We start from the raw sequence: 11,232 nt of genomic DNA, 5'->3' as shown, positions 1-11,232 counted from the left end.
CAGCACCCCGAAGCCGAACGCCTGCCAGGTGCGCGCCAGCGACTCCGTCGACGTGCCGCCCAGGCGCGCGGTGACCTGCTGGCGCAGGGTGGCAGCGGCGCTGCGGCTCGAGGTCAGGACGAGGCACGAGTCGGCACGCAGCCCCTGCTGCCGGACGGCGTCGACGACGAGTTCGACCGCGAGGGTCGACTTGCCGGTCCCGGGCCCGCCGAGGACCCTGAGGACCCGCGCCGACGAGTCGAGGGCGGCCTGCTGGCGGTCGTCGAGCCGCACTCGCGCGGCCGCGAGAGCAGGAGCGCGACGGAGGATGACCACCGGAGGATTCCATCACGGCCGACCGACAGCGGGTGCCACCCGGAGGGCGTATGCCTGGTGCGGCCCCCGCCGGGCCGCGTCCCGACAGCGCGCGGCCGCGTGGTCACGACCCCGGACGCGCCGGGCACGTGAGGGGCCCGGGACGGCGTACGCCATCCCGGGCCCCTGCATGGGTCAGGAAGTCACCTCAGGTCGAAGCGGTCCGCCTCCATGACCTTCGTCCAGGCCGCGACGAAGTCGCGGACCAGCTTCTCGTGGGCATCTTCGCTGGCGTACACCTCGGCAAGGGCACGCAGCTGCGAGTTCGACCCGAAGATCAGGTCGACGGCAGTGGCGGTCCACTTCAGGTCACCGCTGGCGAGGTCGCGGATCTCGTAGACGTTCTCCTCCGAGGCCGACGTCTTCCACTGCGTGCCGGGGGCGAGCAGGTTGGTGAAGAAGTCGTTCGTCAGCACGCCGGGGCGGTCCGTCAGCACGCCGTGCGCCGTGCCACCGACGTTGTTGCCGAGCGCCCGGAGGCCACCGACGAGGACCGTCATCTCCGGAGCGGTGAGGCCGAGCATGTAGGCCCGGTCGACGAGCAGGACCTCCGGCTGCAGCTTCACGCCGGGACGCAGGTAGTTGCGGAAGCCGTCGGCGCGTGGCTCGAGCACGGCGAACGACTCGACATCGGTCTGCTCCTGAGTCGCGTCCGTGCGGCCGGCGTGGAACGGCACTTCCACGGTGACACCGGCGCCGTGCGCGGCCTTCTCGACGGCCGCGGAGCCCGCGAGCACGATGAGGTCGGCCATCGAGATCGTCGCGCCGCCCGCCTCGTTGAACTCCCGCTGGATGCCCTCGAGCGTCTCGAGCACCTGGCCCAGCTGCTCGGGCTCGTTGACGGCCCAGCTGCGCTGCGGCTCGAGGCGGATACGTGCCCCGTTGGCGCCGCCGCGCTTGTCGGTGGAGCGGAAGCTCGCGGCCGAGGCCCAGGCGGTGGAGACGAGCTGGGACACCGACAGACCGGATGCCAGGACCTTCTCCTTGAGCGCCGCGACGTCGGCGTCGCCGACCAGCTCGCCCTCGACGGCCGGGACCGGGTCCTGCCACAGCTGCGGCTCCGGCACCCACGGGCCCAGGAACCGCGAAACGGGGCCCATGTCGCGGTGGAGCAGCTTGTACCAGGCCTTCGCGAAGGCGAGCCGGAACGCCTCGGGGTCTTCGAGGAAGCGTCGCGAGATCTTCTCGTAGGCCGGGTCGAAACGCAGCGCGAGGTCGGAGGTGAGCATCCGTGGCTCACGACGCTTGGACGCGTCGTGCGCGTCCGGCACCATGTCGGCGCCCGCCCCGTTCTTCGGCCGCCACTGGTGTGCGCCGGCTGGTGACTCCATGAGCTCCCAGTCGTAGGCGAAGAGGATGTGGAAGAACTCGTTGTCCCACCGGGTCGGGTGGTAGGTCCAGGTCACCTCGAGGCCCGAGGTGATCGCGTCGGCGCCCTTGCCGGAGCCGAACTCGCTCTTCCAGCCCAGCCCCTGCTGCTCGAGTGGCGCGCCCTCAGGCTCCGGGCCGACGAGGTCGGAGTCGCCGGCGCCGTGCGTCTTGCCGAACGTGTGGCCGCCGGCGATGAGGGCGACGGTCTCCTCGTCGTTCATCGCCATTCGGGCGAAGGTCTCGCGGATGTCGCGGGCCGAGGCGAGCGGGTCGGGGTTGCCGTTGGGACCCTCCGGGTTGACGTAGATCAGGCCCATCTGCACCGCGCCGAAGACCTCGTCCAGGGCGCGGTCTCCGGAGTAGCGCTCGTCGCCGAGCCAGGTGTCCTCCGGGCCCCAGAAGATCTCCTCCGGCTCCCAGACGTCCTGGCGCCCGAAGCCGAAGCCGAAGGTCTCGAAACCCATGTCCTCGAGGGCGACGTTGCCGGCAAGGACGATCAGGTCGGCCCACGAGATCTTCTGGCCGTACTTCTGCTTGACCGGCCACAGCAGGCGGCGCGCCTTGTCGAGGTTGGCGTTGTCGGGCCAGCTGTTGAGCGGGGCGAAGCGCTGCCCGCCGTCACCGGCACCGCCGCGGCCGTCGTAGATCCGATAGGTGCCGGCCGCGTGCCAGCTCATTCGGATGAACAGGCCGCCGTAGTGACCGAAGTCCGCCGGCCACCAGTCCTGGGAGTCGTGCAGCACCGCGACGATGTCCTGCTTGAGCGCGTCGAGATCGAGCTTGGCGAACTCGGCCTCGTAGTCGAAGTCCGCACCCAGCGGGTTGCCCCTGGGAGAGTGCGCACGGAGCACCGACAGGTCGAGCGAGTCGGGCCACCAGTCCTTGATGCTGCGCGGGCGGCCGCCGGTCTTGGGGGTCGGCGAGTCGATCGCCGGGTTCTCACTCTCGCTGCCGCTGGCGGTGGCCGAGTCGTGCATKACCGGGCAGCCGCCTTCTGCCTTGCGGTCCACCCCCTGCGGGCTCTCGGGCGTGACGTCGTTGGGGCTGTCAGTCATGAGTGGATCCTTCCGGGCATCGCTGTCACTTCAAGGGATACGGGTGGCCAAGCAGTCAGGGCAGGTGCCCCAGTAGACGACCTCGGCCTGGTCGATGAGGAAGCCGTGATCGGCGGATGCCGTGAGGCAGGGGGCTGCCCCCACGGCACAGTCGACGTCGGCGATTGCGGCACACGAACGGCATACGACGTGGTGGTGGTTGTCGCCGACGCGGACCTCGTAGCGCGCCACGGAACCGGTCGGCTGGATCCGACGGACGAGGCCGGCCTCGGTGAGGGCGCGCAGGACGTCGTAGACGGCCTGGTGCGACACGTCCCCGGCGACCTCCCGGACCCGTCGGATGACGGTGTCCGTGTCGGTGTGAGGGTGGTCGTGGAGCACCGTGAGCACCGCCAGCCGTTGCCGCGTGATGCGCAGGCCCGCCTCGCGCAGCTGCTTCTCGAGGTCGGGACGGGACATGACCCGAGTCTGTCCCGCTTTCTGGAAACAATCAAGTCTTGTCGGTGGACTCCCCCGCACGGCTCGCTCCCTCGGGTGCTGGCCTCCGTCTCGTACGATGCGGATGGCGCGGAGGGTTCGCAGCCGACCCGGCGAGACCGTGACCACATCGCACACCCGAGGGCGGCGCATGTCACCAGAGAACAGCTTCGGTGCGACCCCGTGGGGCCGTCTGATYGCGTGGGCCTGGCCGAGTCATCCTGCGCGGTGGCGAGACGTGCCGCGACGCGTACGACCCACACTGGTCACGGTGTTCCGGCTCACGGCGGCCGCGGTGGCGGCCTACGTGCTGTCCCAGGTCGTCACGCCCGGAACCCCTGACCTGACCGGCCCCCTGACGGCCCTGCTGGTCGTGCAGGCCACGGCCTTCTCGACGATCAAGATGGGAGCCGTCCGGGTCGCTGCGGTGCTCTCGGGCATCCTCGTGGCCACGCTGCTCTCGACGTGGAGCGGCCTCACCTGGTGGAGCCTCGCCGCCGCCATCGCCGCGTCCCTGCTGCTGGCCAAGGTGCTGCGCCTCGGGGACCAGGCCCTCGAGACGCCCATCAGCGCGATGCTCATCCTCGGCGTCAGCAACCACGACATCGCCGCGGAGACCCGGATCGTCAACACCCTGATCGGTGCCGCGGTCGGGGTTGCCTTCAGCGTCGTCTACCCACCGGCCATGCCGACGGGGGCGGCACGGCAGGCGCTGCTCCGCGTGGTCGAGGCCGCGGCCTCTGCCCTCGATGCTGCGGCCGAGGCTCTCGAGGCGGGCCCGGTGACCCGCGAGCAGGTCGGGGAGTGGATCGACAGGGTCCGCGCCGCGAACCGGGACGTCGCCCGGGCCACCGAGACCATYGGCCATCTCAAGGACAGCCGCCGGTTCAACCCACGTGCCCTCGGCACCGTCGACGTCGAGCCCGTGCTGGCGTCGGCCCTCGACACCTTCGAGCACTGCCTGCTGGCCATCCGTGCCCTTTTCACCCTGCTCCTCGCCGAGCTGCCGGCCGAGTCAGCACCTGAGGACCCCTACGGCGACGAGCTGCGCTCGGCGTTCGCGGTGGTCCTGCACGACAGCGCCGACTGCCTCCGTGCGTTCGGCGGCCTCGTCATCGCGGAGTCGGAAGGCCGCGAGGAGGACACCGAGGACGCGCTGGCCGAGAGCCTCGACATCCTCCGCGAGACCCAGGCCATCCTCACCGAGCTCATCCTCGTGCGCGTCCGCGAGGACACCTCGTCGTGGCTGCTGCGCGGCTCCGTCCTGGCCGCCGTCGAGCAGGTGCTCTCACGACTCGACCTCGAGGACCGCGCTCGGATGTACCAGCAGTGGAAGGAGCAGCAGCAGCAGCGCCGGTCGGCCCAGCTGCCCCAGATCGTCCACGACGTCCTCCCCCACCCCGACCGGCCCTACCCGCGCGGACTCCAGCGGGGACGGATGAGGCGCCCAGGCCGTCGCGACGAGCGGTGAGGGGGCGGGCACGCCGGCTCCTGCGGGCCGAGACCGTGGCTCAGAAGGATGGCGTGCGGGCCGGCCGTGGTCGGCCGGCCCGCACGTCGGCTATCCCGCGATGGGGGGTCACTGCCCGTCGGCGCTGGGGATGTAGCCACCCGGGACCTGCGACGGCGGGTAGATCCTCGAGTCGCCCGGGTACGGAGCGGCCCAGTTGTGCGCCTCGTACCACGTGAACCGGTTCATCAGCTCCGGGCTCGCAGAGTCCGGGGTGGGGTTGCTGCCGTTGAAGCCCTGCTTGACCCGCCAGCCCTCCCACTGCGCCGCAACGGCCTTCTCGGATGCCGGGACAGCGGCCGAGCTCGGCTGTGCCCCAGCGCCGCTCGCCGCCGGCGTGGTGTCCTGACCGCACGCGGGCGCAGGGTTGACCTGCTCGGTGAGCGGGATCTGGTTCGGCAGCGTCGTGAAGGGCGTCAGGTCGGGCTTGGACTGGAACGCGTCGAACATCGGCGTCGCCGCGGCGAGCTTCTGGTTCAGCGGCTGGGCGCCGAGGATCTGCTCGATGGTGCGCACCATGTTGATCTGCGAGTAGTAGGTGCTGACGACCTTGCCGTGCTGGGCCCAGGGGCTGATGACCTGCACCGGCGCGCGGTGTCCGTCGACGTGGTCCGCGCCGTCCTGGCTGTCGTCCTCCACCACGAAGATGGCCGAGTCCTTCCAGTACCTGCTGTGCGAGATCTCGTCGACGACCTTGCCCACGGCGAGGTCACCGTCGGCGACCTGCGCCCTGGCGTCCGGGGCCCCGCCGGTGTGGTCGCTGGAGAGCCAGAGCATGTTGAAGTTCGCCGGCCCGTCCTCCTCGAAGTGCTGCTTCCAGAGCTGGAAGCGGTAGATGTCGGGGATGTTGACGTCGAACTTCGGGTAGTCGTGCTCGGTGATCTGGTTCAGCGACGGGATCGGCGACTGYGTGTCCGTCTTGATCGACGGGTCCGTCAGCGCGCTGGGGGCGCCGCCGGCGGCGACCTGCTTGGCGGTGCAGTAGTACTTCTGCCACGTCGCACCGGCCGGCTTGGTCAGGAACTGGGTGAACTCGCCGTAGTTGCGCGCCGTCTTGCCCGCGGACTGGACTGCGGTCCAGAGGAACCCGGAGCGCTGGTGCCCGAGGGCGTCGTCCTCGGTGTCGTAGCTGCGGACGTACTCACCCGCACTGGACTCGGTGTACTCCGGGTTGTCACCCTGCATGATCCAGTTGTGGCCCTCGGCGGAGTTGGTGCCGATGTCGTAGAGGTTGTCGTAGAGGCCGAACTGCTTGGCCAGCGCGTGCTGGTTGGGGGTGACCTGCTGGCCGAACTGCACGAGCGAGGGGTCGCCGTTGCCGCGGCTGTCGTCGCCGTAGACCTGGTCGTAGGTCCGGTTCTCCTTCACGATCATGAAGACGTGCTTGATCGTCGACGGGTCTCCGAGGCGCACGGGCACGGGCACCCCCTTGGCCCGGCGGCCCTCGGCCTGCTTGACGTCGTTGTGGCTCCAGTCGTTCTGGGCGAAGACGGTCGCGGTGTAGCGGCTGATCTCCTTGTCGTCGCCGGGCATCGTGAAGCTCGTCAGGGACGCGGTCGTGCTGTGCGTGTCGTGCCCGCTGACGACGGGGACGCCGTAGCCCTTGTTCGTGGTGATGGCCGGACCACGGGCGTCGATGCCGCGAGTGTTGGTGACGACGACCCTGTTGCCGACCGTGTCCACGTCGGAGGGGTAGTAGTCCGTCGGCAGCAGGCCGACGTAGCTGACCGGCGCCTGCGGCGTCCCGGCGTAGCGGTAGACGGCGACCGCGTTCGCCCGGCCGAGGGTGACCAGAAGATGCCCGTCCTTGGTGAGCGCGATGCCGGTGGGCTCGTAGCCCACCTTGGCCTTGGGCCACGGCTGCGTCGCGATGGTCTGGACGACGGCGTCCTTGCGGGTGTCGACGACCGACACCGTGTCGCTGTTGGTGTTGGCGACGAAGAGGGCGTTGCCCGCGGCATACAGCGCGGTCGGGTGCAGGCCGACGTCGATCGACCTGACGCCTCCGGACGGAGCCGCGGTGTCGATGACGCTGACGGTGCCCGTCGTCGAGGCGCCGAGGTTGGGGTCGGCCGGGACGTCGGTGCCGTAGGAGTTGATCGAGGGCTCGCCCGGCTTGGCGTGGCGGCCTCCCTCGTTGCTGACGTAGAGCTTGCCGCTGACGAAGGTCAGGTGCCTCGGCGCGATGCCGACCTTCCAGGTCTGCTTGACCGCGCCGGTCGCCGGGTCGATGGCCACGACGGTGTTCTGGCCGTTGACCGCGACGTAGAGCGTCGACCCGTCGGGCGAGTAGACCGACTTGCCGGGCAGGGCGGAGCGGCCGTCGACCTGCGGGAGCGGAAAGCGGGTGGCGCTGCCCAGGGTGCCGTCGGCGTTGACCGGGAAGCGGGTGAGGGCGTCCTGCTGGGACAACCAGAGGTACTTGCCGTCGGGCGAGTAGGTCGGGCCCTCCTGGCCGACGCTGCCGTCCGGGAGGATCTGGTCGACGCCGGCGGCCTTGCCGACGCTGTAGATCAGCTTGTTGGCGGCGAGATCGAAGACCTGGAGGACGACCTTCTTGTCGGCGCTGCTCGCCGCGAGGAAGCGGCCGTCGGCGCTGACCGTCGACCCCATGAACTTGCCGTACTGGGTCATGATCCGGTCGCCGATGGGCTTGATCACCTGGTTGTCGGAGATCTGGAGCCCGTTGGCGTACTGCGTGCCGACGGTGTGGTTGCCGAAGGCCCCGGTGGCGGCGGTGGCGATGCCTCCACCGACGATGGTGAGGGCTGCGGTACCGGCCGCGGCGACACGGATCCTGCGGGTGGTGCGACGGCGCTCCGGAGCCGGTTCGGAGCCGGAGAGCCGTTGACGAGTGACCTGCATGATCATCCTTTCGAGGAACTGCGGGAGGACAGGTCGACGAGGCTGTCGATCTGCCACAAGGGGTTGGCTGCGTCCCCACTCGGAGTCCGCACCTGGAAGTAGCCGTTCACTTCCTTGGGGCCGTCCCCGTCAGCGACGTAGCGCCCCTCGGCGGCGACGTCGAGCTGGTAGAGGGCCGTGCCGACAGCCGTGGCTCCGGGGATGTGCCACGACACGGCACAGCGCCAGTCGTTGCCCGCGCCCTCGTCGTCGCCCGGTGACCCGGCCCGGTAGCAGGACGCGGTGGTGCGCAGCTGCTCCTCGGTCACGTCCGGACGGTGCAGCTCACGGGACTGGAGCCGGTAGAGGTGGGCGAACGAGGCTGCGAGGGAGGTCTCGATCTTGGCCCGGTCGACCCCGGACCCGCTCGCGGGCGTCGCCACCGCGACGACGGCGGCGCTGACGGCCGCCAAGGCGGCCACGGGGAGGACCCCGACGACCATGGACCGGCTCCCCGATCCGTCGTACGCGAGGTCGGTGAAGTCGCGGCGCACGAAGAGGAGGTATGCCAGAGCCGTCGCGACGAGGACCCAGGCGCTGCTGACGACCAGGCCGATGACCACCGGCCTCGTCTGGGACGGATCGCTGAACAGGCCCCGCCAGGCGAGGAATCCCTGGCTCGGCAGGGCGAGACGCACGACCTCGGGGAGGGGCAGCAGCTGGACTGCCTGCAGCACGAAGGCGAGGACCGCCGGCACGAGCAGGCCCATCGGCGAACGCCCCAGCGCAACCGACCCGAGCAGTCCTACGGCCGCGAAGGCCAGCGAGGCGAGCACGGTGCAGACCCAGGCCAGCAGCACGAGTCGCGCGCTCTGGCCCGCGTCGATGAGCTGTCCGTCGAGACCGACGAGCTCACGGTTGCCCATCACCGCCAGGCCGCCGCCGATGCTGGAGACGGCAAGACCGACCTCCATGGCCAGGATCACGGCGGTGCTGGCGAGCGCCTTCGCGACGAAGATGCGACGTGGCGAGCGCACCGCCATGACGACGTGGCGCCACGWCCCCAGGCGGTCCTCGGCGGCGAAGACGTCGCCGGCCACGAGGGCGGTCAGCAGCGGGAGCGCCCAGGTGCACGCGAAGCTGAGCACCACGAGGGAGGCTGCCCACCCGGTCGTGAACATCCATCGTCCGAAGACCGTGTCGCTCGGCAGCGAGCTCTGTCCGCTGGCGGCGGCGATGAAGCCGGCCGGTGCGAGCCAGCAGGCGACGAGGACGACCCGCACGCGCCACTGCACGAGCAGCTTGAGCAGCTCGAAGCGCACGCTGGATCCGAGGCCGGCGAGACCGGTCACGAGTGCTGTCTCAGCCCGCTCGGCCTCGGGAGCCGCCACCGGCGCGCTCGCGGTCGTCGTGTTCATCGGGCAGCCCCGTGGGACGCGAGGACGTCGTCGGCGCCGGTGAGCGCGAGGAAGGCCGCCTCGAGTGGTGGGACCACCGGACCGAGCTCGCGGACCGCTACGCCCGCGGCGACGAGGCGCACGACGAGGTCGTCGACAGCGCTGACCGGTCCGCGCGCGACGACGGCAGGCTCCCCGAGCCGGGGCGGGGTCCGCTCGGGGACCAGCTCGAGGGCGGGGTGCCCCGCAATGACCCGACGGGTGGTGTCGGCGTCGGAGGTGAGCACGCGGTAGTCGAGCCGTCCGCTCTCGGCCGCGAGCTTCGTGACCGGTCCGGAGAACACCACCCGCCCGTGGGCCAGGAGCGTCACCTCGGAGCAGAGCGCAGCGAGATCGTCCATCTGGTGGCTCGAGATCACGACCGCTGCGCCCTGTGCGGCCAGGTCGGCGAGAACCCGGTGGACGTGCCGCCTGGCTGCCGGGTCGAGGCCGTTGGACGGCTCGTCGAGCACCAGCAGGCGCGGTCGGGTCAGCAGGGCAGCCGCCAGGCCGAGCCGCTGACGCATGCCCAACGAGAAGCCGCGCGCCCGGTCGTCGGCCACGTCGAGGAGACCGACCTGCTCCAAGGCGTGGTCGACCTCGGCCTCCCGCTCGGACCCGTAGCCGTGCAGCCGCGCGAGCGCGACCAGGTTCTGCCGGGCGGTCAGCGTGGGGTAGAGACCGGGTCCGTCGACGAAACCACCCACGCCCCCGGGCACCCCGAGCACCCGGTCGACCGGCGTGCCCAGGATCTCGAGGCTGCCCTCGTCGGCGACGGAGAGCCCGAGCAGCAGCCCCAGGAGTGTGGTCTTGCCGGCCCCGTTCGGCCCCACGAGACCGTGGACCAGGCCCCTGGGGACGTCGAGGTCAACGCCGTCGAGCGCGACGACGTCGCCGAAGTACTTGGTCGTGCCCCGGGACCGGACCGCGAGCGAGCTGCCCATTCTTTGCCTCCAGATCGTCGAACGAGCACGACGCTAGGGAAGCCGGAGGGTGCGGAGACGGCGGGAACCTGAACCCCGGGCAAACCTCACATTTCTCTCTGGAGCGGACGAGCGGCGCGGATCACGACTCGACAGTGGCGACGAGCTCCACCTCGAAGCCCTCGCCGCTCTCGAGGTACGCGGCGTAGTGAGTCGGGCCACCGGCATACGGGTGCTGGTCGGCGAACATCAGCGTCCACCCGCCCTCCGCACACGCATCGACGAGCGCGTCGACCTCTGCTCGCGAACCGCCATGGAAGGCAAGGTGGTTGAGCCCCGACCGTCTCCGCTCGTGCCGACCCGCCACGACGTCGGGCCCGGACTCGACGACGACGTAGAGCGAGCCCAGCTCCCACGCCTGGCCGTGCCCCCAGTCGTCGCCGAGGTGGTAGCCGAGACGACCGAGCAGCCAGCCCCACTCCCGCCCCGCGGCGGCGATGTCCTCGACCCAGATCTCGACGTGGTGCAGCCCTCCCCGCGGACCGGCGCCCCCGACCGCGCCGGAACCCGCAACCGCTCCCCCGAAGTCCCACCTCGCCCGCGCCATGTCAGCGCGGCCACCGTCGAGCAGACCGCCCACCATGGGCGTCCCCTCGGCACGCCAGTGCCCGAGCGCCTCGTCCTCGAGGCCCTGCGGGGGCCGTCCGTCGGATCGGATGACGCGCCACCACGGCACGTCTGAGCCGTAACGGCTCATCACGGTCCCGACCGTGCGCGGCCCCATCCCGCCGAGATGTCTGGCGATGTCGCCGTAGGCCAGCACCCTCCCCTCGGGGATCGTCGCGACGAGATCGAGCACGCGCTCGGCGTGGTCCTCCAGCGGCACGGGGGCCCCTCAGTACTCGGGTTGGCTCGGGTCGATCTCCCGAAGATAGGCGAGTATGCCGCCCTCGACGTTCGCCACGTCGGTGAGCCCCGCGCGCAGCGCCAGCCGCGTCGCCTCGGCCGATCGTCCACCGACCTTGCAGAGGATGAGAACCCTTCTGTCCGTGGGCAGCTCGTCGAACGCCTCACCAGAGCGGAAGAGGTCGAGGTGGATGGCGACGGCCCCCGGGATGCTGGCGATGGCTCGCTCCTCGGTGCCGCGAACGTCGACGAGCAGCGGCGGCTCGTCGGACGCGAGCTCGCCGGCCATCTCGTGCACCGTCACCGTCGGAAGCTCGTCCTCGTCGGGCGCTGCGGCACCGGGCACCCCGCAGAAC

At 70.8% G+C, this 11,232-nt stretch carries 9 protein-coding genes; 1 reads left to right on the top strand and 8 read right to left on the bottom strand.

What is annotated here, in order from left to right; all coding sequences use genetic code 11:
- The 3 genes from AC1DP0_RS10505 to AC1DP0_RS10495 all read right to left on the bottom strand — a co-directional run.
- Positions 1 to 315 (bottom strand): UvrD-helicase domain-containing protein (locus tag AC1DP0_RS10505; protein ID WP_478084375.1); only part of this gene is annotated, 315 nt, incomplete at its 3' end.
- A 182-nt stretch (positions 316 to 497) separates the two neighbouring features.
- Entirely contained in the window at positions 498 to 2,780 is a 2,283-nt protein-coding gene (gene katG, locus AC1DP0_RS10500; protein ID WP_478084373.1) for a catalase/peroxidase HPI, read from the bottom strand.
- A gap of 30 nt (positions 2,781 to 2,810) precedes the next feature.
- Entirely contained in the window at positions 2,811 to 3,239 is a 429-nt protein-coding gene (locus tag AC1DP0_RS10495; protein WP_478084371.1) for a Fur family transcriptional regulator, read from the bottom strand.
- 289 nt (positions 3,240 to 3,528) lie between these two features.
- Here AC1DP0_RS10495 and AC1DP0_RS10490 point away from each other — a divergent pair, with 289 nt between their 5' ends.
- On the top strand, positions 3,529 to 4,728 hold the full coding sequence (locus AC1DP0_RS10490; RefSeq protein ID WP_478084369.1) for an FUSC family protein: 1,200 nt from the start codon (positions 3,529 to 3,531) through the stop codon (positions 4,726 to 4,728).
- Between the two features lie 108 nt (positions 4,729 to 4,836).
- On the opposite strand, the gene AC1DP0_RS10485 is transcribed toward AC1DP0_RS10490, so the two are convergent.
- The 5 genes from AC1DP0_RS10485 to AC1DP0_RS10465 all read right to left on the bottom strand — a co-directional run.
- Entirely contained in the window at positions 4,837 to 7,632 is a 2,796-nt protein-coding gene (locus tag AC1DP0_RS10485) for an alkaline phosphatase family protein (RefSeq protein ID WP_478084367.1), read from the bottom strand.
- A gap of 2 nt (positions 7,633 to 7,634) precedes the next feature.
- Positions 7,635 to 9,029, bottom strand: a complete 1,395-nt coding sequence (locus AC1DP0_RS10480; RefSeq protein WP_478084364.1) for an ABC transporter permease — start codon at positions 9,027 to 9,029, stop codon at positions 7,635 to 7,637.
- Positions 9,026 to 9,991, bottom strand: a complete 966-nt coding sequence (locus AC1DP0_RS10475; RefSeq protein ID WP_478084362.1) for an ABC transporter ATP-binding protein — start codon at positions 9,989 to 9,991, stop codon at positions 9,026 to 9,028. Before AC1DP0_RS10475 ends, AC1DP0_RS10480 begins: the two co-directional genes overlap by 4 nt.
- 121 nt (positions 9,992 to 10,112) lie before the next feature.
- Positions 10,113 to 10,856 carry an MGMT family protein gene (locus tag AC1DP0_RS10470; protein WP_478084360.1) on the bottom strand — a complete coding sequence of 248 codons (744 nt, stop codon included), beginning with the start codon at positions 10,854 to 10,856 and terminating at the stop codon, positions 10,113 to 10,115.
- Between the two features lie 9 nt (positions 10,857 to 10,865).
- Positions 10,866 to 11,232: rhodanese-like domain-containing protein (locus AC1DP0_RS10465; RefSeq protein ID WP_478084358.1), on the bottom strand; the 367-nt coding region annotated here is incomplete at its 5' end.

This window comes from Terrabacter sp. P5_B1 (assembly GCF_056400505.1).
Note: the sequence above shows the minus strand (reverse complement) of the source record. Positions and strands in the feature narration are given on the sequence as shown.

Bases quoted from the DNA above. Each gene is read 5' to 3' on its own strand.
- AC1DP0_RS10495 (WP_478084371.1), bottom strand. From the start codon at position 3,239: ATGTCCCGTCCCGACCTCGAGAAGCAGCTGCGCGAGGCGGGCCTGCGC.
- AC1DP0_RS10475 (WP_478084362.1), bottom strand. From the start codon at position 9,991: ATGGGCAGCTCGCTCGCGGTCCGGTCCCGGGGCACGACCAAGTACTTC.